The 23,589-nt window shown below is 64.5% G+C and carries 16 protein-coding genes and 1 pseudogene; 11 read left to right on the forward strand and 6 right to left on the reverse strand.

Going from position 1 to position 23,589, the window contains the following annotated elements; all coding sequences use genetic code 11:
• Positions 1 to 870 (reverse strand): ABC transporter permease, encoded by an 870-nt coding sequence (locus tag SB756_RS06275; RefSeq protein ID WP_410910439.1) that lies wholly within the window; start codon positions 868 to 870, stop codon positions 1 to 3.
• Positions 867 to 1,886, reverse strand: a complete 1,020-nt coding sequence (locus SB756_RS06280) for an ABC transporter ATP-binding protein (protein WP_410910440.1) — start codon at positions 1,884 to 1,886, stop codon at positions 867 to 869. Before SB756_RS06280 ends, SB756_RS06275 begins: the two co-directional genes overlap by 4 nt.
• A 249-nt stretch (positions 1,887 to 2,135) precedes the next feature.
• Between SB756_RS06280 and SB756_RS06285 the strand changes: the two genes are divergently transcribed.
• Entirely contained in the window at positions 2,136 to 2,963 is an 828-nt protein-coding gene (locus SB756_RS06285; RefSeq protein ID WP_341795987.1) for an IclR family transcriptional regulator, read from the forward strand.
• 85 nt (positions 2,964 to 3,048) lie between these two features.
• On the opposite strand, the gene SB756_RS06290 is transcribed toward SB756_RS06285, so the two are convergent.
• Positions 3,049 to 4,905, reverse strand: a complete 1,857-nt coding sequence (locus SB756_RS06290; RefSeq protein ID WP_410910441.1) for an ABC transporter ATP-binding protein — start codon at positions 4,903 to 4,905, stop codon at positions 3,049 to 3,051.
• Positions 4,906 to 5,195: 290 nt separating this feature from the next.
• Here SB756_RS06290 and SB756_RS06295 point away from each other — a divergent pair, with 290 nt between their 5' ends.
• From SB756_RS06295 to dapA, 10 genes and pseudogenes are all read left to right on the forward strand, one after another.
• Positions 5,196 to 6,686, forward strand: a complete 1,491-nt coding sequence (locus SB756_RS06295; protein ID WP_410910442.1) for a BcsE family c-di-GMP-binding protein — start codon at positions 5,196 to 5,198, stop codon at positions 6,684 to 6,686.
• Positions 6,683 to 6,868, forward strand: a complete 186-nt coding sequence (gene bcsF / locus SB756_RS06300; RefSeq protein WP_016500280.1) for a cellulose biosynthesis protein BcsF — start codon at positions 6,683 to 6,685, stop codon at positions 6,866 to 6,868. Before SB756_RS06295 ends, bcsF begins: the two co-directional genes overlap by 4 nt.
• Positions 6,861 to 8,480 (forward strand): annotated as a pseudogene (bcsG, locus tag SB756_RS06305) (cellulose biosynthesis protein BcsG). The gene bcsF and the pseudogene bcsG overlap by 8 nt, the downstream one beginning before the upstream one ends.
• Positions 8,477 to 8,695 (forward strand): cellulose biosynthesis protein BcsR, encoded by a 219-nt coding sequence (gene bcsR, locus SB756_RS06310; RefSeq protein ID WP_016500278.1) that lies wholly within the window; start codon positions 8,477 to 8,479, stop codon positions 8,693 to 8,695. Before bcsG ends, bcsR begins: the two are co-directional and overlap by 4 nt.
• On the forward strand, positions 8,692 to 9,399 hold the full coding sequence (gene bcsQ, locus SB756_RS06315; protein ID WP_241800889.1) for a cellulose biosynthesis protein BcsQ: 708 nt from the start codon (positions 8,692 to 8,694) through the stop codon (positions 9,397 to 9,399). The genes bcsR and bcsQ overlap by 4 nt, the downstream gene beginning before the upstream one ends.
• A complete protein-coding gene (gene bcsA, locus SB756_RS06320; protein WP_410910443.1) occupies positions 9,396 to 12,005 on the forward strand; it encodes a UDP-forming cellulose synthase catalytic subunit in 2,610 nt (869 codons plus the stop codon). The genes bcsQ and bcsA overlap by 4 nt, the downstream gene beginning before the upstream one ends.
• Positions 12,002 to 14,284 (forward strand): cellulose biosynthesis cyclic di-GMP-binding regulatory protein BcsB, encoded by a 2,283-nt coding sequence (gene bcsB, locus SB756_RS06325; protein ID WP_410910444.1) that lies wholly within the window; start codon positions 12,002 to 12,004, stop codon positions 14,282 to 14,284. The genes bcsA and bcsB overlap by 4 nt, the downstream gene beginning before the upstream one ends.
• Complete coding sequence (gene bcsZ / locus SB756_RS06330; protein ID WP_341798901.1) at positions 14,284 to 15,399, forward strand: cellulose synthase complex periplasmic endoglucanase BcsZ; 1,116 nt, start codon at positions 14,284 to 14,286, stop codon at positions 15,397 to 15,399. Before bcsB ends, bcsZ begins: the two co-directional genes overlap by 1 nt.
• Positions 15,387 to 18,905 carry a cellulose synthase complex outer membrane protein BcsC gene (gene bcsC, locus SB756_RS06335; RefSeq protein WP_410910445.1) on the forward strand — a complete coding sequence of 1,173 codons (3,519 nt, stop codon included), beginning with the start codon at positions 15,387 to 15,389 and terminating at the stop codon, positions 18,903 to 18,905. Before bcsZ ends, bcsC begins: the two co-directional genes overlap by 13 nt.
• Before the next feature lie 332 nt (positions 18,906 to 19,237).
• Positions 19,238 to 20,107, forward strand: a complete 870-nt coding sequence (gene dapA / locus SB756_RS06340) for a 4-hydroxy-tetrahydrodipicolinate synthase (protein ID WP_410910446.1) — start codon at positions 19,238 to 19,240, stop codon at positions 20,105 to 20,107.
• Between the two features lie 57 nt (positions 20,108 to 20,164).
• Here dapA and SB756_RS06345 read toward each other — a convergent pair whose 3' ends face one another.
• The 3 genes from SB756_RS06345 to SB756_RS06355 all read right to left on the reverse strand — a co-directional run bounded on the left by SB756_RS06345 (position 20,165) and on the right by SB756_RS06355 (position 23,561).
• Positions 20,165 to 21,082 (reverse strand): amidohydrolase family protein, encoded by a 918-nt coding sequence (locus tag SB756_RS06345; protein ID WP_410910447.1) that lies wholly within the window; start codon positions 21,080 to 21,082, stop codon positions 20,165 to 20,167.
• 87 nt (positions 21,083 to 21,169) lie between these two features.
• Positions 21,170 to 22,498, reverse strand: coding sequence for an MFS transporter (locus SB756_RS06350; RefSeq protein WP_410910448.1), 1,329 nt, complete (start codon positions 22,496 to 22,498; stop codon positions 21,170 to 21,172).
• A gap of 85 nt (positions 22,499 to 22,583) precedes the next feature.
• On the reverse strand, positions 22,584 to 23,561 hold the full coding sequence (locus tag SB756_RS06355; RefSeq protein ID WP_341795977.1) for a hydroxyacid dehydrogenase: 978 nt from the start codon (positions 23,559 to 23,561) through the stop codon (positions 22,584 to 22,586).
• Positions 23,562 to 23,589 lie beyond the last annotated feature (28 nt).

The following is a 23,589-nucleotide window of genomic DNA, read 5'->3' on the forward strand; positions in this document are numbered from 1 at the left end:
TCACACTCCAAGTGCGCGTTTGTAGCGGCGTTCGACCAGCCGGTTCCAGCTGAGCATCACCAGCAGGTTGATCAGCAGCAGGGCGACGGCGATGGTGGCGCCCATGGGCCAGTTCAGTTCGGCCAGGTACTGGTCGTAGATCATGGTGGCGACCATCTTCAGCCGCCGCCCGCCCAGCAGGCCCGGGATGGCGAACGAGCTGGCGGCCAGGCCGAACACGATCAGCGTGCCCGACAGCACACCGGGCATGATCTGTGGCAGCACGATGCGGCGGAACACCGTCCACTGGCTGGCGCCCAGCGACAGCGCGGCCTGCTCGGCGGCCGGGTCAAGCTTTTGCAGCGAGGTCCACACCGGGATGATCATGAACGGCAGCATCACGTGGACCAGGCCGATGATCACCGCAAACGGGGTGTACAGCAGCTTCACCGGCTGCCCGCCGAGGGCGCTGATGCCTTGGTTGATCAGGCCGTCAGACCCCAGCAGCAGGCTCCAGCCGAAGGCGCGCACCACCACCGAAATCAGCAGCGGGGTCAGCACCAGGATCAGGAAGATCGAGCGCCACGGCGCGCCCATGCGGCTGAGGACCATGGCTTCGGGGATGCCGATCAGCACACACAACAAGGTGACCAGGGCACTGATCCAGAAGGTGCGAAAAAAGATTTCGTAGTAATAGGTGTCGGTCACCAGGCTCAGGTAATGGCTGAAGGTGTACTGGCCGGCCTGGATACCACTGGTGTAGTCGAACGCGTTGAACGACAACAGCACAGTCAGCCCCAGCGGTATCACCAGCAACGCCAGGAACAACAGCAGGGCTGGGCTGCTCAGGCCGTAGCCCCAGGTGTTGCTGCGCAGTTTTGCCGTACTCATGCGGCCACCTCGGCTGTGTTCAGCACCCGCAGCAGGGCATCGTTCCAGTCCAGGCCGACCGGGGCACCTTCGTCCAGCGGCGCGCTGCCATCGTTGGCGCGCACCACCGCCAGGTTGCCCAAGGCGGTATCGACGCGGTACAGCCACTGGCTGCCAAGGAAGTAACGGCAGCTGACGCGGCCTGCCAGCTTGCCGCTGCCGGCTGCACCAAGGCTGATCTTTTCCGGGCGCAGGCTGAGGACCAGCGGGCCCTGGGCGGCTGCCTGCGGTAACCCGCCGGGGCCGGTGACGCCATGCAGGCGGTTGGCCTTGCCGACAAAGTCGGAAATGAACGGCGTGCCCGGGTGCTCGTAGAGGCGGTAAGGGTCATCGATCTGGGTGATGCGCCCGGCTTCCATCACCACTACCCGGTCGCTGATCGACAGGGCTTCGGCCTGGTCGTGGGTGACCATCAGGGTGGTGATGCCGACTTCGTTCTGGATACGGCAGATTTCGAACTGCATCTCTTCGCGCAGGTGTGCGTCCAGGTTTGACAGCGGCTCGTCCAGCAGCAGCACCGGCGGTTCGATCACCAGTGCGCGGGCCAGGGCTACACGCTGGCGTTGGCCGCCGGACAGTTCACGCGGGTAACGTTCGGCGTGCTTGTCCAGGCGTACCAACGCCAACGCCTGGTCGACGCGCCGAGCGATCTCGGCGTTGGCCACCTTGCGCATGCGCAGGCCGAAGGCAACGTTGTCGCGCACGGTCATGTGCGGGAACAGCGCGTAGCTCTGGAACACCACGCCCAGGCCCCGGCTGGCCGGCTTGGCGTGGGTGATGTCGCGGCCGTCGAGGACGATGCGGCCACTGGTTACTTCGACGAAGCCAGCAATCATCTGCAGGGTGGTGGTCTTGCCGCAGCCCGAAGGGCCGAGCAGGGAGACAAACTCGCCTTTTTCGATGGCCAGTGACGAACTGGCCACTGCCTCCGTAGCGCCATAGCGCTTGCAAAGCTTGTCGATCAACAGAAAGGTCATGGCTGTGCTCCATCGCAAACGGAACCGGGGTAACCCGGCAGCTTCAGGGTGGGCAGAGCGCCAGCGGCGAAAAGCAAAGCTTTTACGGACGTTGGCGCTCGCTTCTATGGCGGCGGCCGATGTTGTGATATCGCCCTATGGACCGGAGAGTAGGGCAATGATTAGGATGGCGACAAAGAGTAATTTCACTGAGTGACAGCTATTTTGAAATTATTCCACTCAATGAAATTTCTATGGGTTAAACGAAAAATGGATTCCGGTAAACGAAATGAACGCGCCAAGGAAGTTGGCGTAAGCGCAGTGTCGCGTTTGTTCGCCGTGCTGCGCGCGCTAGGTGATTGCGGGGGGGAGGGCGAGAAGGTCAGCCAGCTGGCGCTGCGGGTTGGCCTGGCGCAGCCCACCACCCATCGGCTGTTGCGTAGCCTGATCGAGGAGGGCATGGTCGACCAGTGCGCCACCAGCAAGCGTTATCGGCTGAGCCTGGATTTCTTTGCCCTGGCGGCCAAGGCCGGGCAGGCGGGCAACCTGCGCGATGTGGTGCGCCCCAGCCTGCTGCGGTTGTCGGCTTCGCTGGGCGATTCGCTGTTTTTGCTGGCGCGTTCGGGGTTCGATGCCGTGTGCCTGGACCGCAGCGAAGGGCCGTACCCGATCCGTACCTTTACCGGCGACATCGGCGGCCGCGTGGCGTTGGGCGTGGGGCAGGGCAGCCTGGCGATCCTGGCCTTCCTGCCTGAGGAGGAGCGGGACGAGGTGATCCGCTACAACCTGCCGCGGTTGAAGGACTTTCATCATTACGACGAAGTGTTGCTGCGTGCCGAAATCGACAACGTGCGCAGCCTCGGCTACGCCGGGCGCAACACCGGAGTGCTCGACGGCATGGCCGGCCTGGCAGTGCCGATTCTGGACCGGAACGGCCATGCGGTGGCAGCGTTGAGCGTGGCGACCATCAGCGACCGCCTTGGGCCCAACCGCATGCCGACCGTGGTGGCATTGCTCAAGCGCGAGGCGGCGGCGATTGGCGAACGGGTCAACCCGTTCGACCCGGTGCTGCGCCGGCCTTCGCATGTGTTTGGTTGAAGTACCAGATTCAGGTAGGCGCGATTTCTGTGGGAGCGCCCCGGCAAGGTCACTCCCACAATGCCCGCGTCAGCTTCAGGTGAGCCTATTCAACCGCCTCGGCCACGCCCTGGTCTTCACCCAGGAACCCACCGCTCTGGTGCTGCCACAGTCGGGCATAAGTACCATTCTTCGCCAACAGCTCGGCGTGGGTACCTTGCTCGATGATGCGCCCTTCATCCATCACGATCAGCCGGTCCATGGCGGCAATCGTCGACAACCGGTGGGCGATGGCGATGACGGTCTTGCCCTGCATCATTTCGTCCAGGCTTTCCTGAATCGCCACTTCCACTTCCGAGTCCAGCGCACTGGTGGCTTCGTCCAGCAGCAGGATCGGTGCGTTCTTCAGCATTACCCGGGCAATGGCGATGCGCTGGCGCTGGCCGCCAGACAGCTTGATACCGCGCTCGCCCACCAAGGTGTCGTAACCGTTGTGGCCCTGGCGGTCGCTGAGTTGGCTAATGAAACCATCGGCCTGGGCATTGGCTGCAGCGGCGCGGATTTGCGCGTCGGTTGCGTCCGGGCGCCCATAGGCGATGTTGTCACGAATCGAACGGTGCAACAGCGAGGTGTCCTGGGTGACCATGCCGATGGCGCTGCGCAGGCTGTCTTGCGTCACCTTGGCGACGTTTTGCCCATCGATGCGAATTTCGCCACTGTCCACGTCGTAGAAGCGCAGCAACAGGTTGATCAAGGTGGACTTGCCGGCGCCGGAACGGCCGACCAGCCCCACCTTTTCGCCCGGGCGAATATGCAGGCTCAGGTCGTTGAGCACCTGGCGCTCGCCGTTGTAGTTGAAGCAGACCTTGTCGAAGCTCACCGCGCCGCCGCCGGTTACCAGCTCGGTGGCACCCGGCGCATCCTGTACTTTGGGGCCGCGGGTGAGGGTGGCCATGCCGTCCTGCACGGTGCCGATGCTTTCGAACAGCGACGTCATCTGCCACATGATCCAGTGCGACATGCCATTGATACGCAGGGCCATGGCGGTAATGGCCGCGACCGCTCCGGTGCCGACCTGGCCCTGGTGCCACAGCCACAACGCGTAGCCGCCTGCGCCGAAGATCAAGCCCACTACCAGTGCCTGGTTGACGATTTCGAACTGGCTGACCAGGCGCATCTGGCGAAAGCCGGTCTGCTTGAAATCCTCCATGGCTGCACGGGCAAAGTGCGCTTCGCGTTTGGAGTGCGAGAACAGTTTCACCGTGGTGATGTTGGTGTAGGCATCGGAAATCCGCCCGGTCATCGACGACCGTGCGTTGGCCTGTTCTTGCCCGACCTTGCCCAGGCGTGGCACGAAATACAGCATGGCCAGCCCGAACAGCACGAGCCAGGCAATGAACGGCAGCATCAGTTTCAGGGCAAAGCCACCGGCCAGGGCGATGATGGCAATGAAGTACACGCCGATGCCGGGCAGGATCTCGATGAGCGTGAACAATACTTCGCGCACCGCCAGCGCTGTCTGCATCACCTTGGTGGTAACCCGGCCAGAGAACTCGTCGGAGAAGAACGACAGGCTCTGGCGCAACATCAGGCGGTGGAAGTCCCAGCGCAGGCGCAGCGGCAGATTGATTGCCAGCACCTGGTGCTGCACCAGGGTGCGCAGCGCCACCAGCCCGATGCTGGTAACCAGGACGATGCCTATCCCCCACAGTACGTGGCTTTCCTGTGTGCTGGCGGCGGCGCCACCGGCCTGCCAGGCCGAGAGCAGGTCGACCACCTGGCCGAGGAACGCAAACAGCCAGGCTTCGTAAATCGACACCCCGGCACTGAGCAGTGCCAAGGCAAGAATGTAGCCGCGAGCGCCCCGGGTGCAGGCCCACATGAAGCGCAACAGGCCAACTGGCGGCGGCGGTACTTCGTCAGGGGGGAAGGGGTCTAGCCAGCGTTCAAAAATGCGAAGCATGCGTGTCTCCGGTAAATCAGCATCTGCCTGACAGGTAACCTTAACGCACATCGACACATTCGCATGCAGCATCCTGCCCTTGGTGCAGCGTTCGACACACCTTTGCAATTCATTACATTTGCGGTTGACATTATTTTGCCTTGCTGCTGTAGAATTGACGCACTTAAATGGTGCGTCGGTGTTTTTGTCGTTTTTTTGACGAGGGTCAAAAGCCGTCGACGACCCATGTGCAAATCTAGCTTCAAAGCCGTTTAAATTTTTGACGTAGAGCCACTGTTTTGACGAATGGAATGCCGTTGTTGGCTATTTCCGGCATAGGCGCCGAAAGCAGCTGCCTTCATGAACAAGGACTGTACTGGGTAGCCTGTGACGCCACGGAAGACGCCACTTTGCTATGCCGCCAAGTGCTTGCAGGCATGCTCGACGACGTTCGGGCAACCTTGATCACCGATGCGCAAGCCATGGGTGATGTGCTGGGTGCGCTCGATGCGGCGCAGGGCCCGGCCGAGCTGGCACTGTACGAGACCACCCCGCAAGCCACCCTGCACCTGGTTGATGACTTGCCACGCATCGACGTGCCCGGGCGTGTGCTGTTGCTGCTGGCGCCACTCGAGGCCTGGGCGGGCGATGACGTTGCCCGTTGGTGCAATGCCCTGCGGCCCTTATTGCTGGCCGAGGCTGCGCTGCTGCTGGTCATCAGCAGCGGGCAGGGTGTTGGACGGGTGGAGCAGCTGCGCGCGTTCAATCAGGGCGTAGACGGGCTGGCCCAGGTGTACCGCGGCAAAGGTGGGGTGCGCTACCTGCAGCATTTCTGGAGCAACCCACTCGGCAAGGCCGGTACCCGAGACCTGGAGCTGGCGCGCCTTGACACCGGGTTTGCCGTTACCGGAGCGCCGCAGGTGCCATCCGACACCGGTGGTGATGAGTTGCTGTGCCTGGCCCAGCGCCCGGTGCTGGAAGGCGCGCCCGCCTTCTCCGAGCACTGGCAGGTCTGCGAAAACCTTGACGAACTGAGCGCCAAAGCCAGCAGAGCGGTGTCTGCCACGGTGATCTTTGCCATGGATGGCGGGCAGCGCCTGGACAGCCTGGCACGCGAGCTGCACCGCCTGCGCCAGTTACGTGGCAATGCCTTGAAGCTGGTGGTGCGCGAGATGGCGCCAACCCTGCGCTATCAGGACGAGCAACTGCTGCTGGCCTGTGGTGCCACCCAGATCGTGCCGTTCGGTGCCAGCCTGTCGCGTTTCCTGACCATGGTCGAGAGCATCCAGGGTTACGTATGGCGGCGGCATCTGCCGGGCAACTTCGATGCCTTGCTCGCACGGCTGCGGCCGCTGGCCATTTGCGGGCTGGTAGCGCCCCGTGCATTTGCGCAAGCCGTGAACACCATGTGGCACGGTGTGCGCAACGGCGAAATCGTCCACCAGTTGCTGGTATTGCGCCCGGCCCATGGCCTGACCCCGCTGCAGGCCTGTTCGCGCACGGTATTCCGCCGCGATGGTGACATTGCCTGTGTGGTGGGCGAAGTCCTGTTCCTGTTCCTGTTCGCCTGCCGCTCTGAAGGGGTCGAGCAAGCGCTTGACCACATCTTCCAGTTGTCGTGGAAAGAACTGTTCATCAGCCAAGAGGTACTCGCCGGGGTCGACAGCCTGGCCACCCCGGCCTTCCTCGACGACAGCGCACCGCAGCCACCGCGGCTGGATGCAGCGGCGCAACAGCCTGCGCACCCAAGGTCGGCCCTGGCACCACGCCGGATTGCCCTGGGCAAGCGGGGTACAGCATGAACTTCGTGCAGCTCCTGCAAGTAATTGCCATCACTGCGCTGGTGACGTTTGCCCTGGCCTTGCTGGTGCTGCGCCTGCGCGTTGCATTGCGCGGCTGGTTGCGCCGCCGCCTTGCACCCCGTTACCTGAAACCGCTGGGCGTCCGCCATCGCGCTGCACGCCAAGAACCCCGTAATGACTAAGACCATCGCCTCCCTCCCGGTACTGGCGCGCTGGCCTGGACTGGGAGGGTGGAACCTCTATTTCCTGGCAAAATTCCTGCTGGTCGCCCTCGGCATGCTGGACTTCCAGGCGCTGCCGAACCTGCTGTTCGCCGCTTTCCTGCTGCTGCCTTTGCCGGGGAGATGGCTGCGCGTCGCGCGGCAGCTGGTGGCGGTGCCGATTGGTGTCGCGTTGTTCTACCAGGACACCTGGTTCCCGCCGTTCAGCCGCCTGCTGGCACAGCCGGGTGTGCTCGACTTTTCATGGGACTAAATGCTCGAACTGCTGGGCCGTTTCATCAACTGGAACCTGCTCGGTGCGTTGGCGCTGTTGCTGGTGGGCTACCTGTACTTGCGCCATTGGCTGCGCCTGAGCACCTTGAGCCTGCTGGGGCTGGCGTGGCTGGCCGTGGGCGGGCTGCCTTCACTGGCCGTCAACGCCGGCCAGCCGTCCGGCAATGTGGCTGCCGGCCCCGGCAAGCCCGTGCAGGCCGCAGCGCTTGCCGACAATGCCACGCTCGACAGCTGGCTCGAACGTTTCTTCGCCAGTGAGCGGGAGCGGGTGACGGCATTCCCTGCCATCAATGTTGATGAGCAACCGTTCGACCTGCTGATCATCAACATCTGCTCGCTGGCCTGGGATGACCTGTCTGCCGCGGGGCTGCGTGACAACCCGCTGCTGTCGCGCCTGGACGTGGTCTTCGACCAGTTCAATTCGGCCACCTCCTACAGTGGGCCGGCGGCCATCCGCGTGCTACGTGCCAGCTGCGGGCAGTCGTCCCACGCGGGCCTTTACCAGAGCGCCCCGGAGCAGTGCCTGTTGTTCCAGAACCTGGCCAAGCTCGGCTTCCAGAGCAATACCTTGCTCAACCACAGCGGCCAGTTCGACAACTTCATCGGCGACATCACCCAGCAGCACATGCCGCAGCCCGGCTTGCGCAATACCGACTTCCCGCGCGCGCTGGTCGGTTTCGACGGCTCGCCGATTGCCAGTGACCTGGACGTGTTACGCCGCTGGTGGGGGCAGCGCCAAGGCAGCGCCGCCGAGCATGTGTCGCTGTTCTACAACAGCATCAGCCTGCACGACGGCAACCGTATCGTTACCGCCGACGGCGGTACCCGCGTGGCCGATTACGCCACCCGCGCCAACCGGCTGTTTGGTGAGCTGGGCACCTTCCTCGACGAGCTGGAGCGCAGTGGCCGCCGCGTGGTCGTGGCCATTGTCCCGGAACATGGCGCTGCGCTGCACGGTGACCGCATGCAGCTGTCAGGCATGCGTGAAATCCCTACGCCGTCGATCACCCATGTACCGGTCGGCCTGAAGTTCATCGGCATGGGGCAGCCGGCCCGCAGCGAGCCGCTGCGTGTCGCGGCACCGACCAGCTACCTGGCACTGTCCGAGCTTGTGTCGCGCGTTTACGCCGGCCTGGGCCAGCAGCAGGCGCTGGATGTGCCCGGCCTGCTGGCCGACCTGCCGACCACAGAACAGGTTGCGCAGACCTCCGGGGCGGAGGTTGTGAACTATCAGGGGCGCGCCTACATGCGCCTGCAAGGCCAGCCCGACTGGCAGCCCATCCCCGAGGAGCGCCCATGAACACTGGCAAAGCAGACCCGTCCGACCGCAGCGACGATATCGCCCAGTTGCGCCAGCACCTGGCGATGCCAGACCTGAACTACCAGGACATTTCCATGTTGGTGGGGGTTCAGCAGGCGTTGCAGCGCTGGCCGTTGCTGGGTGAAAGCTATCGGGCCAGCACCCCGGGCGCGTTGCACGCGGCTGCAGCGCAGCGCGAGGGTGTGTCCGCATGACCAGCCTGGCCTTGCACGGCGTGCGTGGTGGCCTGGGGCGCAGCGCCTTGCTGGCCGCGCTGGGCTATGCGCTGCAGGGCGTGGGCGAGCGGGTGCTGCTGATCGACCTGTGCCCAAGCAACTTGCTCGGGCTGCACTTCAACCTGCCGTTAGGTACGCAAGAAGGCTGGGCGCTGGCCGAGCGGCAAGGGCGGCCGGTTGGCGATGCCGTGTATGAAGTACTCGATGGCCTATGCCTGCTGCCGTTCGGCAACCTGCCAGATGGCGTGGCGCGCCCCATGCCCGACGCGCAGGCATGGCGCGCGCGTCAGGCCGAGCTGGCCGGGCATTTCGACTGGGTGTTGTTCGACCTGCCGCAACTGCCGCCTGATACCGCTGGCCACAGCATCGAGACCGATGTGCGAGTACTGGTGGCCGAGGCCGAGATGGCCAGCCACTTGTTGCTCGGCCGCCAGCCGGTCGAGCGCTACGACATGCTGCTGGTCAACCGTTACGACCCGGCCAGCCGCTTGCAAAGCGACTTGTTGATGGTATGGCGTGACCTGTTCCGTGATCGCCTGCCGATTCAGGTGGTGCACCGCGACGAGGCGTTCCTCGAAGCGCTGGCATGCAAGGCACCGCTCGGCCATTACGCGCCGCATAGCCTGGCCTGCCGAGATGTGCAGAGCCTGGCGGTACGTTGCCTGACGAGGCGCCAGCCGTGACGTTGAGCCCCCTGTCGACCTACACCTGGTTCAGCGCGCGCGGTGCGCGCTTACCGGTAGCCTGCCTGTTTACCCTCGGCGTATGGCTGGCCTTCCTGTTTCTGCGCCTGGAGTCCCCCGCCTGGCAGGCGCTGTTGGCCGAGCGCCAGCGCCTGTACCCGCAACTGGCGGGCAAGCGTCCGAGCCTGGGCGACCCGGTCCGCCTGTTGATCCAGAGCCTGTGGCTGCTGCTAAGGCAGCAACCGGCGCAACACCGGCCAGGGTTCGCGCGGGGGGTCTGGGCCACCGTGCGCGAGCAGTTGCGGAATGCGCGACAGGTTGCGGGCCATTACCGCAGCCTGGTGATCGGCAGGTTGCAGCAGGTACCTGCCCGCTACCGTGGCAGTGCCTTCAGACATGAAGCCTCGGCACGCTTGCGCGGCTTGAGCGTGTTCGCCCGGCGGGCGTTCTACAGTGCGCTGACGCTGTGCGCGACGGGCCTGGCCCTGCTGTGCGTGACGGAGCCCTTCGGCTACCTGGCACAGCTGGTGTTCATCGGCCTGCTGCTGGGCATTGCCATGCTGGTGCGGCACATGCCGGGGCGTTTCCCGACACTGATGCTGATCGTGCTGTCGACGATCATATCCTGCCGGTATCTATGGTGGCGCTACACCGCGACCCTGAACTGGAACGACACCACTGACCTGGTGTGCGGGGTGATCCTGCTGGCGGCGGAAACCTATTCGTGGTTCGTGCTGATCCTGGGCTACATCCAGACCAGCTGGCCGTTGCAGCGCAAGCCGGCGAACCTGCCTGCCAACCCGCAGCACTGGCCAACCGTAGACCTGATGATCCCCACCTACAACGAAGATTTGTCGGTAGTGCGCACCACAGTACTGGCGGCCCTGGGCCTGGACTGGCCACGCGAATGCCTGCGGATCTATATCCTCGACGACGGCCGCCGCGATGCGTTCCGCGCGTTCGCCGACGAGGTGGGGGTGGGCTACATCGTGCGGCCGGACAGCAAGCACGCCAAAGCCGGCAACCTCAACCATGCGTTGGGTGTGACCGACAGCGAGCTGATTGCCATCTTCGACTGCGACCACGTGCCGGTGCGCTCCTTCCTGCAAATGACGGTGGGCTGGTTCCTCAAGGACCCGAAGCTGGCACTGGTGCAGACGCCGCATCATTTCTTTTCGCCCGACCCGTTCGAGCGCAACCTGGGTTCGTTCCGTCGCCGCCCCAATGAAGGGGAGCTGTTCTACGGCCTGATCCAGGACGGTAACGACATGTGGAACGCGGCGTTTTTCTGCGGCTCGTGCGCGGTACTGCGCCGCACCGCGCTGGAAAGCATCGGTGGTTTTGCCGTGGAGACCGTGACCGAGGATGCCCACACCGCCTTGCGCATGCACCGCCAGGGTTGGTCATCGGCCTACCTGAGCATCCCGCAGGCGGCCGGCCTGGCTACCGAGAGCCTGTCGGCGCACATCGGCCAGCGCATTCGCTGGGCACGCGGCATGGTGCAGATCTTCCGCACCGACAACCCCGTGTTCGGGCGTGGGCTGAGCCTGTTCCAGCGGGTGTGCTATGCCAATGCGATGCTGCACTTCCTGGCTGGCCTGCCGCGCCTGGTGTTCCTGACCGCACCGCTGGCGTTCCTGCTACTGCATGCCTACATCATCTACGCACCGGCGTTGATGATCCTGTTGTATGTGCTGCCGCACATGATCCACGCCAGCCTGACCAACTCGCGCATGCAGGGCAAGTACCGGCAAACCTTCTGGGGCGAGGTGTACGAGACCGTGCTGGCCTGGTACATCGCCCGCCCCACCACGGTCGCGCTGTTCGCCCCGAAAAAAGGCAAGTTCAACGTTACCGCCAAGGGCGGCCTGATGGAGCAGGAGCAGTTCGACTGGCACATCGCCCAGCCGTACCTGTGGCTTGCGGCACTCAACGTAGCGGGCCTGGGCTTTGCCGTGTGGCGCCTGTTCACCGGCCCGGCGGCAGAAATCGGCACGGTGATCGTCAGTTCGCTGTGGGTGGTCTACAACCTGCTGATCATCGGCGCCGCGGTTGCCGTGGCCGCCGAAGTGCGCCAGGTGCGCCGCGCCCACCGGGTGCAGATGCGCCTGCCGGCAGGCCTGGTGCTGGCCAGCGGTCACGCCTACCCGTGCACCCTGGTCGATTACTCCGATGGCGGTGTCGGCCTGCAACTGCACGACGGCCTTGCGCTGAAACCGGGGGAGCAGGTGCGCCTGCTGCTCAACCGTGGCCAGCGCGAGTTCGCCTTCCAGGCCTGTGTCACCCGTACGGTCGGGCAGCACGTGGGCCTGGTATTCAACGCGCTAAGCCAACAGCAGCGTATCGATCTGGTGCACTGCACGTTTGCTCGCGCCGATGCCTGGCTGGGCTGGAGCGAGCAGCATGAGGTCGAGCGCCCGCTGCGCAGCCTGGTCGATGTGCTGAAGTTGGGCGGTGTCGGTTACCTGCGCCTGCTAGAGCACCTGCCGCCGTGGGTACACGCGTGGCTGCAGCCACTGCGCGCGCTGGCACGTTGGCTGGCCAGCTACTGGCCCCGCACACCACGGGCTGTTCCTTCTTTGAACCTTGTTGATCGAGACGCATGATGACTGGTTATCCCGCGCGTACCTGGGGCCTGGCGATGGCGCTGCTTGCCGCTTTGTCGCAGCCTGCTGCTGCCGCCTCTGTAGCCCCGCTTGCCGAGCCAGCCGTACCCACGGTACCGAACTGGCCAGTGATGAAAACCTTCGCGCAGCTCGGGCATGCATCCGACAGCCTGTTGCTGGGGGTGCGCAACACTGAACACATCGAGTTCGGCGTGCGTCGCGACCGTCTGGTCACTGACGCCAGTCTGCAACTGGACTACACGCCTTCGCCAGCGCTGCTGCCGAACCTGTCGCATCTGCGCGTCTACCTCAATGACGAAATGATGGGCGTGGTGCCCGTGGAGAAGGACCAGCCTGGCCAGCGCGTGCGCCGCCAGTTGCCGCTGGACCCGAAGCTGCTCAGCGACTTCAACCGGGTACGCCTGGAGTTTGTCGGGCACTACACCGACATCTGCGAAGACCCGGCGCACAGCGGCCTGTGGCTGAACCTCAATCGCAAGAGCCAGGTGCAGTTGCACGAGCAGGCCCTGGCGCTGGACAACGACCTGGCGTATTTCCCGCTGCCGTTCTTCGATGCGCGTGATACCGGCAAAGTGGAACTGCCGGTGGTATTCAGTGGCGTGCCGAGCCTGGGTGAGCAACGCGCGGCGGCGATCCTGGCGTCGTACTTCGGCAGCCAGGCCGGTTGGCGCAAGGCAACCTTCCCGGTGCTGTACAACCGCCTGCCGGCGCGGGCGGGCACGCCAAAGCCAAGCATCGTGTTTGCCACCAACGACCGTCGCCCGGCCTTCCTCGCCGACCTGCAGCAGTTTCCGCCGGTGGATGGCCCGGTGCTGCAGATGATCGACCACCCGGATGACCGCTGGAGCAAAGTGCTGCTGGTACTGGGCCGCAACGACGATGATCTGGTCAAGGCTGCATCGGCGCTGGCGGTTGGGAACAACCTGTTCCGTGGCGCCCGGGTGAAAGTGGAGCAGATGACTGCCTTGCAACCACGTCAGCCTTACGATGCCCCCAACTGGACGCGCACCGACCGGCCGGTACGCTTTGCCGAGCTGCTGGACTACCCCGAGCAGCTGCAAGTCAGTGGCCTTCAACCTAGGCCGGTGACGCTGGAGCTGAACCTGCCGCCCGACCTGTTTGTCTGGCGAAACCAGGGCATCCCGCTGCGCACCCTATACCGCTACACGGCGCCTGCGGTGACCGACGAATCGCGCCTGAGCATCAGCGTCAACGACCAGTACATCACCAGCATGCCGCTGGTGGGCAATGACCGACGCAGCGGCACCCTCGAAGAAATGCGCCTGGCGGTGTTCTCCGGCGACAGCACTGCGTTGACCGAAAAGTCACTGGTGCCGGCGTTGAAAATCGGCGACCGCAACCGCCTGCGCTTTGATTTCAGCTTTGCCAGCACCTTGGGCAGCGCCCAGCGCGACCGTTGCCAGACATCCCTGCCGGTGGATGTGCGGGCAGCGATCGACGACAACTCCACCATCGACCTGTCCGGTTATCACCACTACATCGCCATGCCCGACCTGCGTGCATTTGCCCGCAGCGGCTTCCCGTTCAGCCGCATGGCCGACCTTTCCGAAACCCTGGTCATCATGCCGGGCAAACCCACGGCGATGCAGGTCGGCACCTTGCTCGATACCATTGGCGGGTTGGCCGGGCAAATCGGTTACCCGGCGCTGGGCCTGCAACTGGTGGATGACTGGAAGCAGGCCGCAGCGGCCGATGCCGACTTGCTGCTGATAGGCAGCCTGCCTGAAGCCCTGAGCGATGCGCCCAACCTTGGCCTGCTGCTCAGCGCCCAGCGTGACTGGTTGCTGCAAGGCCGCAGCGCAGGGCTGCCGGGAAGCCAGCGCTTCGACACCGGGGCGGTGCCTGCAAGCAGCCGCGTGGCGGTGAGCGCGCAGGCACCGATCGCGGCCATCACCGGTTTGAAGTCGCCGTTCCACCCGCAGCGCAGTGTCGTTGCCCTGTTGGCCAGCAGCGACAGCGATTACGGCTTGCTGCGCGATACGCTCGGCGATGTGGGCAAGCTCGATGCGGTGGCCGGTTCGGTAACGCTGGTGCGCAGCAGCGGCGTTACCAGCCAGTTTGTGGGCGAGCATTACTTCGTGGGTGCATTGCCGTGGTGGTTGCTGTTGTGGTTCCACTTGTCCGAGCACCCGGTGCTGCTGGCGGCGATCGCGGCCATTTGCGTGGTGCTGTTTGCCTTCCTGCTTTGGCGGGCACTGCGCTGGGCAGGCAAGCGCCGCCTGGGTGAGGCGGGGTGATCATGCGCCGATTGCTGGTGGGGCTGGTCACCTTCGGCCTGCCTTTCTTAGCCAATGCCGCGACGGCCTGTTCCTGGCCCGCCTGGGACCGCTTCAAGGCCGAGCTGGTGAGTGTGGACGGTCGGGTCATCGACCCGAGCGACGAGCGCCTGATCACCACCTCGGAAGGGCAGAGCTATGCGCTGTTCTTCGCCCTGGTAGGCAATGACCGGCAGGCCTTCGCGCAATTGCTGCGCTGGACCACCAACAACCTGGCCGAGGGTGACCTCGCCCGGCATCTTCCCGCTTGGCTGTGGGGCCGTAACAGCCAGCAGCAGTGGCAGGTGCTGGATACCAACAATGCCAGCGACGCCGACCTGTGGATTGCCTACAGCCTGCTGGAAGCGGGGCGGTTGTGGGGCGAACCGGCCTACACGCAACTGGGCCAGCGCCTGCTGTGGCGCATCGCTGCGCAGACCGTACGCAAGCTGCCAGGCCTGGGGGTGATGCTGCTGCCGGGCGACTACGGCTTCGAGGATGCCCGTGGCACGCGGCTTAACCCCAGTTACCTGCCGTTGCAACTGTTCGACCGCTTCAGCCTGGTGGACCCGCTGTGGGGCGAACTGGCGGCCAATACGCGGCGCTTGTGGCTGGCATCGTCACCCAAAGGCTTCGCCCCGGACTGGCTACTGTGGACGCCGGCCGGTGAGCTGGCAGCGGACCCACAGCATGGCAGTGGCGGTGATTACGATGCCATCCGGGTCTACCTGTGGGTTGGCATGCTGGCCAAGGACGCGCCCCAGCGTGCCGAGCTGGTGGCCCGCTATGCCCCGATGGCAGCATTGACCACACGCGACGGGCTGCCGCCCGAGCACGTGGATGCGCGCAGCGGTGCTGCCAGCGGCCATGGCCCGGCCGGTTTCTCTGCGGCCTTGCTGCCTTTGCTGGCGGCTTCTCCCGAGCACGTGGCTGGCCTGGCAGCGCAGCGGCAGCGTTTGCATCAGCAGCCGGTCGAGGCCAAGGCGTACTACAGCCAGGTGCTGGCGCTGTTTGGCCAGGGTTGGGATGAAGCCCGTTACCGTTTTGACTCGCACGGCCACCTGCTGCCGGCCTGGAGTGCGCCATGCAGCGAATGATCGGCGTGCTGATGCTGGCGACGGTGGCTTGCCAGGCCGTCGCACAACCCAAGGACGCCGGGGAGCAGCGCCAATGGCTGCTGGACCAGGTGCGCCGGGGCGAGGCGCTGCACCGCGACGACCTGGTGCGTGATGCACTGGGCCGCCTGCAGCTGCTGGAGCCACGCAACCCGGATGTGTTGCTGGCGGCCTTGAGCCTGGCATTGCGCGAAAAGAACATCACCGAGGCCGAACAGCTGAGTGCCAGGATCAATGCCTTGGCACCCGGTAGCCTGCAAGCGCGCCAGGCCGCGCGCCTGCTCGCGTTGCAGCAGCCACAGACTGCGCGGCGCTTGCAGCAGGCGCGCCTGCTGGCCGTTACCGGGCGCAATCAGGAGGCGCTGGCGGTTTATGAGCAGCTGTTCGCCGGCGAGCCGCCCAGCCTTGAGCTGGCCCTGGATTACTGGCGCGTGCGCGGCAACCTGCCAGGTCAGCGGCCCGAGGCGATCAGGCAGTTGCAGCAGCTGGACCAGCAGTACCCCGGCAGTGCCGGGTTGCGCCAGACCCTGGCTGGCTGGCTGTTCGCCGAAAAGCGTGACCGCGAAGCGCTGGCACTGCTCGATCAGCTGGCGCGCGACCCCGGCGCCCGGGATGCTGCCGCCCAGCGGGAGTTCGACTACCTGTCCGGGCAAGCGGTGAGCAGCACCAGCGCAGCGGCCTGGCAAGCCTTCCTCAAGCGCTACCCGGCTTCGCCGCTGCTGGCACAGGCCAGCGCCAACCTGCAACAGCAGCGCACGCTGTTGGCCGACCCGTCCTGGCAGGCGGGCCAGCGCGGCAAGGCGTTGCTCGACAAGGGCCGAAATGCCGAAGCCGAAGTACAGCTGCGTCGGGCGCTGCGCCGGTACCCGGACGATGCCAGCCTGCACGGCGCCCTGGGTTATGCGCTGATGCGTCAGGGCCGTTACGAAAACGCCAACACAGCGTTCCGGACGGCGAGTGCCAAGGAACAGGACACCTACTGGATCAGCCAATGGAAGGACCTGGAGTCGTCCAGCCAGTATTGGGCGCAACTTCACAACGCTGAGCGCGCCCTGCAGGCCAACAACCTGCGAGGCGCCCGAGCACTGTACTTGCAGGCGCGCCAGCAACGCCCGAAAGATGAGTACGCCTTGCTCGGCCTGGCCGATGTTTCGCTGGCTGAAGGCGATGCGATTGCCGCCGAGCGGCAGTTCCTGCAAGTGAGGCGCATGGCACCGGATAATGAAAGCGCCGTGCGTGGCCTGATCCGTGTGTACCAGGCGCAATCGCCAGCCAAGGCGCAGGCGTACCTGGACAGGCTGCCGACTCGCCAGCAGGTGCAGTTCGCCAGTTTGCGTCGCAGCCTGGAACTTGCACGCCTGCGTCAGCAGGGTGAGCAGGCGCTGCAACGCGAAGACTGGGCAGCGGCTAGCCAGGTGCTGGCCCAGGCCACTGCCTTGGCCCCCGATGAGCCTTGGCTGGTGTATCAGTTGGCCAACAGCCTGCGTCACCAGGGCCGCACCGCCGAGGCCGATGCGGCCTTCGCCAGACTGGTGCAGCACCAGCCGCGCGACCCAGCAACCCGCTATGCCCATGGCCTGTTCCTGGAGTCCAGCGACCGTGATGCCTTGGCCCTGGACAGCCTGGGTGCAGTGCCGCAGGCAGCCTGGAGCGCTGACATGCATGCCCTGCAGCAGCGCATTCAGCGCCGCGTGACCCTGGCCTCGGCGCAGCAGCTGCAGGCTCAAGGCCGCGTTACTGAGGCGACAGCCATGCTTGAAGCCAGCCTGGCGCGTGGAGAAGGCGGCCCCGACGACCTGATATTGTTGGCCGACTGGGCGGCAGCGCGCGGTGAGCCTGACAAGGCTCGTGGTTATTACCAGCGTGTGCTGGCCATACAGCCCGGGCGACCGGAAGCGCGCCTTGGCGTGATCGAAAGCGCGGTGGCTGAAGGCAATCTGACCAAGGCCCGGCACATGATGACCGTGCAGGTGCCACAGGTGGCCGCCGATGACAGCAACGCCCAGCGGCGCCTGGCGGCTGTCTGGGTGGCCTTGGGCAATCACGACCAAGCGGCCGCGCTGCTCGACCGGCTTGCAGCGCAGCAGCCCCGGCCTGACCCATTGTTGCGCCGGGACGCTGCCCGCCTGGTGGCGCAGCACGAGCCGCAACGGGCGCTGGACCTCTACGCCGCAGCAATGGCCGATGCGCAGTTGCTGGACCGTGCTGCCGCCTCGCCACGGGATGACCGTGCCCTGACGCTGGCCAGCCGTGAACAGGACGCCGACGACTGGCTGGCGCGTAGCCTGCGCAGCGACGTCGATGCGTTGTATCGCCAGCGCAATACCCATGTGACGCTGATGCACGACTACGGTTGGCGGCAGGACGACGGTACGCCGGGCACCTCCGAGCTGAGTACCCAGTCGACCTTGTTGCATGTCGATACCCCTTGGCAGGACGGCACCGCCTTTGCCCGTGTTGAGCGCATCGGCATGGATGCAGGCTCGTTCGAGCAGAACGATCAGGGCCGCTACACACCCGACTTCGGTAGCTGCCAGTTTGTCGGCCGGACCGCTGCCGGGAAATCGCTGCCTGCGTGCCCCGGCGGCTCGCAGACCGCTGATGGCAGCGTGCTGGCGCTGGGTTGGCAGGGCGGCCGTTGGGCGGTCGACCTGGGCACCACCCAGGGCTATGCGGTCAATAACTGGCTGGGTGGCGCAACGCTCAGCGGAGACCTCGGTCAAGTTGGCTGGTCGCTGACTGCATCGCGGCGGCCCATGAGCAACTCGCTGTTGTCGTTTGCCGGCGCACGCGACCGCCCGACAGGCGTGCGTTGGGGCGGTGTCACAGCCAATGGCGGCACGCTTGGCCTGAGCTGGGACCAAGGGGGCGACAACGGTGTCTGGGCCAGCTTGGGGCATCACTGGCTGTATGGCGAAAACGTTGCCGACAACCAGCGCACTCGGGCCATGGCCGGCTATTACCACCGAGTGGTGGAAAGGGCCGACGAGCGTGTGCGTGTTGGCCTGACGCTGATGCACTGGCGCCATGACAAGGACTTGGGCGGCTACAGCCTGGGGCAGGGCGGCTACTACAGCCCACAGCGTTACACGTCGGTAGGCGTGCCGGTCAGTTACGCCTGGCGCAACTACGACTGGTCGCTGTTGCTGGAGGGTTCGGTCAGTTGGTCCCAGGCCCACAGTGGCAGCAGCCGGTTGTACCCGGACGCCCACGTCAATCGCAGGGTGCTGGCGCAATATGACGTTGACTCCAACATTTATGCCATGAGCGAAGCCAGCGACAGCAGCGGGCTGGGCTACCGCCTGCGCGGCCTGTTCGAACGGCGCCTGAGTGATCGGTGGGTACTGGGCGGCGGCTTCGACTGGCAGCACAGCGATGACTACGCGCCTAGCCATGCCATGCTCTACCTGCGCTACCTGTTCGAGCCGTGGCGGGGCAACCTGGCCTTGCCGGTAACGCCGCTGGAGCCTTACAGCGAGTGGCGTTGACGGCAATACCTGCTTGCACGCTGCTACACGGGCCGATGCAGACCAAGGGTTGACACCAGGCACGTCGCCCCACCATTATCCAGCCATACCTACGCAACGGGTTTGCCAGCATGTCCATGTCCAACCACGCCATTTCCGCTTCGGGCTTCATTGCCCAGGCAGAGGCGTGCGTTGCCGTTGCCAAGAAATCCAAGAAACAGCCGCTCATCTGACCGAGGCGCGCTGTCTCGTCAGGTGGGCTGACGAGACAGAAGGCGCCAGGTATCCCTGCCAGACCACTTCGACTCCTCACCCGCTGACGCTGACTTTCGGTCAACATCAGGAGTTTTTGCATGTCGAATTTCCGTGGTATCTGGATTGCCCTTGTCACGCCCATGCGCGCCGATGAAGTGGACTTCGCCGCACTGGAAAAGCTGGTGAAGAAGCTGCTCGAAGACGGCGTGGCCGGTTTTGTGGTGTGCGGTACCACGGGGGAGGCGGCGGCACTGTCCAAGGCCGAGCAACTGGCTGTGCTGGATGCCGTGCTGGCCTGGGCGGCGCCAGGCCAGGTGGTGATGGGCCTGTCGGGTTACAACCTGCGTGAGTTGCTGGCCTTCCAGGCCGAAATCCAGCGGCGTGACATTGCTGGGCTTCTGGTACCGGCGCCTTGCTACATCCGCCCTTCGCAGGCCGGCATAGAGGCCTTCTTCAATACCGTAGCGAATGCCGCCAGCGTGCCGTTGATCGTATACGACATCCCGTACCGCACCGGCGTGCGCATCGAGCGCGAAACCTTGCGCCGGATCGTGCGCCACCCCCGTATCGCGGCAGTCAAGGACTGCAGCGGCGACAGCGAAACCACCATGGCCTTGATCCAGGACGGTCATGCCCAAGTGCTGGCCGGTGAAGACCTGCAAATATTCAACAACCTGTGCCTGGGCGGTGCAGGGGCCATTTCGGCTTCGGCCCATGTGCATACGCACCTTTACGTGCGGCTGCTGCGGCAGGTGGATAGCGGCGACTGGGCGGCTGCGCGTGGCACGTTCTACCAGTTGCTGCCCTGGATCAGGATGGCCTTTGCCGAGCCCAACCCGGCCGTGGTCAAGGCGGCATTGCAGTTCCAGGGCTTGATGACCGACGAGCTGCGCGAGCCGATGCAGCCTTGCACTCAAACGACCAGAGACAAACTGCTGGCTGTGCTGGCGCTACCCGATGCCCTGTAGGCGATGGCCCAGCCTTTGCCTCCCACGAAAAAGCCAGGCATCAGGTCTGGCAGGTGATCAGAAAAAGTAGAGCTGGGCGGGGTTGTCGCGCAATATCAGAGCTCGAGTCTGTTCCTTTGGTGCCCAGTGCATCAGCAGGTCGAGGATCAGCGCATCATCGGGTTTCTGTTTGACGGGAAGCGTCGGGTGCGGCCAGTCACTGCCCCATAGCATGCGATCAGGGCGATGGCTTATCAATGTACTGGCGACTCTGCCGACATCCTCGAATAGCGGTGCTCCGGTCTTCGAGCGCAGGTAGGGAGCCGACAGTTTGATCCATGCTCGGTCGGTGTCCAGCAGCCGCACCAGCGCGGCGAAAGCCGGCGACTTCAGCGCTAAGGGCTGCGGTACATGGCCCATGTGGTCGATAACGATTTTGCCCGGCAATGCCAGCAAGCGTGGGGCAATCTCGGGCAGTAGCGGCCCGGGAGCGACCTGCACGTTCCAGCCCATTTCGCCGACTCGCGCGGCCAGGCTTTCCAGCCCATCGAGTGCCTGGTTGCCAACGCTCAGGTTGAAGCGGATACCCCGCACGCCCGCCTGGTGTAATTCGGCAAGCTGCGTGTCGGTAATCGCACTCGACACAACCGCCACGCCTCGGGCGTCGCCCCCACTGCGTAACAAACCCTCGAGCATCACGCGGTTATCGGTGCCGTAGGTTGACGGCGTGACGATGACCATGCGGCGGATGCCCAGGCGCTCCTGCAACCTGCGGTAATCCTGCAGCGAGGCGTTCGGCGGCAGCAGGGTAGCGCCAGATGCGGCCGGGATGCGGCTGTCGTAAAGGTGCATGTGGCAGTCGATGCTGCCTTCAGGCGGCGTCAGGCGGGGGGGCGCATCGCCTTTGCTGAACGGCGCATCGGCCATGGTGCCCATGGAGGCGACAGCGCCCAGTGCGCCGGTGGCGAGCAAGAATTGGCGACGAGACAACGTCATGGCTACTCCTCTTTTCTTGTAATTATGAAAGACGATGCCCACGTTCATGAGGCAGGAAAGTGGGCATCGAGGTGCAGCTTGTGCGGTTTATTTTGCGCTGGCGGCGCCGGATGTTTCAGCTTGCTCGCGCTGGCGCTTTCGGCCGATTACCAGTACCGCGACACCGGCCACGGTGCACAGCGCGGCCAATGGCATCAGCGCCAGAGAGTAGCTCCCAGTGGCATCGTGAATGGCGCCGTAGGCATTGACCATGAGGCCACCGCCGATGAGGTTGGCCATGGCGCCCACGGCTGCAAGGCCCGCAGCAGCGGTCGAGGAAGACAGCCAGCCAGACACCAGCGCCCAGAACGGCCCTTTCATCGAGTAGGCACCCACCAGAACCATGGTCAGCATCACTACTGTTGCTGGCAGCGACGAGGTGAACAAAGTCATCAACAGTCCTGCCGCGATCAGCAGCATGGTCATTGCGGTGTGCCAGCGACGCTCGCCGGTACGGTCGGAGCTGCGACCCCAAATGATCATCAGCACCGAGGCTATGCCGTAAGGGATGGCGTTCACCAGTCCGATCTCCATGGCACTGAGGCCAAAGGTTTTCAGTAGCTGAGGGGCCCATACGCTCATGGTGCTGCCTGCGGCAGAAGCACCCGAGTAGATCAGTGCCAGCACCCAGATGTCTTTGTGGCGCAGCAGTTTCCACAACGAGATATGGCCGATGGCGGTCTTTTTCGACGCTTCTTCAGCCAGGCGCTTGATGAGCCAGCCGCGCTGCTCGTCACTGAGCCACTTGGCCTGCTCGGGGCGATCGGTAAGCACAAACAGGCAGGCGATGCCCAGCAGAACGGCAGGGATACCTTCCAGAATGAACAGCCAGTGCCAGCCGCGCATGCCCATCCAGCCATCCAGGCTCAGCAGCAACCCTGACAGCGGTGAACCTATGAAATTGGCAGCCGGGATGGCCACCATGAACAGCGCCACCATCCGCGCACGGTAGGCCGACGGCAGCCAGTAGGTGAGATACAGCAGTACACCCGGGAAGAATCCGGCCTCTGCCGCGCCCAGCAGAAAGCGCATCACGTACAAGGAGTTGGCGCCCTGCACAAACGCCGTGCCTGCCGAGATCAGGCCCCAGGTAATCATGATGCGGGCGATCCAGATGCGAGCACCGTAGCGTTGCATGGCCAGATTGCTGGGCACTTCGACCAAAAAATAGGCAAAGAAGAACAGGCTGCTGGCAAAGCCGAAGATCTTGGCCGTGAGCTGCAGGTCCTCGTTCATCTGCAAGGAGGCCATGCCAATGTTGCCGCGGTCGATGATTGCGATCAGGTAGCAGACGATCAGGAACGGCAGCAGGCGCCAGGCGACTCGGCGCATGGTGCTGCGTTCGAGTTCATTTGGCAGGGATGTTGCTGAAGTCATGGTGCTCTCCAATTGTTTTTTTTCTGGAGTGATGCGTCGTGAACGCGTCGCTTTTCACCAAGCGGGCGCGTGAAGCGTGGAGTGATCAGTTGGCGAACAGGTGGCGGTTGACCACGCAACGCGGGTCCAGAGCATTACCCGCCCAGACATCGAGAATCTGTTTCAGCGCTACCAGGCCCACACGGTCCCGGGCCTCGGTGGTGTTGGCGCCGACATGCGGCGTGGCGACCAAGGTCGGCAGGCCCCACAACGGGCTGTCGGCAGGCGGCGGCTCGGGGTTGAAGGTGTCCAGGCCGGCACCGGCGATGCGGCGTTCGCTGAGCGCTTTGACCAGGGCGTTAGTGTCGATCAGCTCGCCCCGGGCGGTATTGATCAGGATGGCACCTGGGCGCATGCGCTCAAGCTGGGCAGCGCCGATCAGGTTGTGGTTGGTCTCGGTCAGTGGGCAGTGCAGGCTGATGATATCGCTATCAGCCAGCAGGCGATGGAAATCCTCTTCACGTTCAACGTGCGGGCGGTCTGGCAGTTGCTTGAGGTAAGGGTCAAATACCTTGACTTTCATGCCCAACGGCGACACCAGGTCCATGAGGATGCCGCCGATCGAGCCCAGGCCAATCAGGCCCAAGGTTTTGCCCGAGAGCTCGATGCCGTTGGCAGAAGCCTTGTCCCAATGCCCGTCACGCATGCGCGCGTCCAGCAGTGCGGTTTGGCGGGCCACGCTGAACATCAGGGCGAAGGCCAGCTCGGCCACCGACTGGGCGTTGGCGCCTACGGCGATCGATACCGGGATGCAGCGGTCTGCGGCGGCCTGGATGTCGATGGTGTTATAGCCCACGCCGTGCTTTGCGATCACTTTCAGTTTGTCCGAGGCCTCGATCATGGCGCGGGTCAGGTTGCCCTGGCGTACCACGATGGCATCGGGCTGTTCGGCGCGAATGATGGCTTCCAGTTCTTCGGCTGGCAGGTAGGGCGTGGTGGGAACGATTCTGACGCCCTGTTCGGCGGCAAGGTTCATGGCCTCGGCGGCAAGCTCTGGGCCGGTCAGCAGAATGGTGCGGGACATCGTGGGTACCTTGTTCTTGTCAGGGGCA

Source organism: Pseudomonas sp. SIMBA_068 (assembly GCF_046534705.1).
Taxonomy (GTDB): domain Bacteria; phylum Pseudomonadota; class Gammaproteobacteria; order Pseudomonadales; family Pseudomonadaceae; genus Aquipseudomonas; species Aquipseudomonas putida.

What these genes read in the sequence shown, in the direction of transcription:
- SB756_RS06275 (WP_410910439.1), bottom strand. Translation starts at nt 870, where the DNA reads ATGAGTACGGCAAAACTGCGCAGCAACACCTGGGGCTACGGCCTGAGC.
- SB756_RS06280 (WP_410910440.1), bottom strand. Translation starts at nt 1,886, where the DNA reads ATGACCTTTCTGTTGATCGACAAGCTTTGCAAGCGCTATGGCGCTACG.
- SB756_RS06285 (WP_341795987.1), top strand. Translation starts at nt 2,136, where the DNA reads ATGGATTCCGGTAAACGAAATGAACGCGCCAAGGAAGTTGGCGTAAGC.
- SB756_RS06290 (WP_410910441.1), bottom strand. Translation starts at nt 4,905, where the DNA reads ATGCTTCGCATTTTTGAACGCTGGCTAGACCCCTTCCCCCCTGACGAA.
- SB756_RS06295 (WP_410910442.1), top strand. Translation starts at nt 5,196, where the DNA reads ATGCCGTTGTTGGCTATTTCCGGCATAGGCGCCGAAAGCAGCTGCCTT.
- bcsF (WP_016500280.1), top strand. Translation starts at nt 6,683, where the DNA reads ATGAACTTCGTGCAGCTCCTGCAAGTAATTGCCATCACTGCGCTGGTG.
- bcsR (WP_016500278.1), top strand. Translation starts at nt 8,477, where the DNA reads ATGAACACTGGCAAAGCAGACCCGTCCGACCGCAGCGACGATATCGCC.
- bcsQ (WP_241800889.1), top strand. Translation starts at nt 8,692, where the DNA reads ATGACCAGCCTGGCCTTGCACGGCGTGCGTGGTGGCCTGGGGCGCAGC.
- bcsB (WP_410910444.1), top strand. Translation starts at nt 12,002, where the DNA reads ATGATGACTGGTTATCCCGCGCGTACCTGGGGCCTGGCGATGGCGCTG.
- bcsC (WP_410910445.1), top strand. Translation starts at nt 15,387, where the DNA reads ATGCAGCGAATGATCGGCGTGCTGATGCTGGCGACGGTGGCTTGCCAG.
- dapA (WP_410910446.1), top strand. Translation starts at nt 19,238, where the DNA reads ATGTCGAATTTCCGTGGTATCTGGATTGCCCTTGTCACGCCCATGCGC.
- SB756_RS06345 (WP_410910447.1), bottom strand. Translation starts at nt 21,082, where the DNA reads ATGACGTTGTCTCGTCGCCAATTCTTGCTCGCCACCGGCGCACTGGGC.
- SB756_RS06350 (WP_410910448.1), bottom strand. Translation starts at nt 22,498, where the DNA reads ATGACTTCAGCAACATCCCTGCCAAATGAACTCGAACGCAGCACCATG.
- SB756_RS06355 (WP_341795977.1), bottom strand. Translation starts at nt 23,561, where the DNA reads ATGTCCCGCACCATTCTGCTGACCGGCCCAGAGCTTGCCGCCGAGGCC.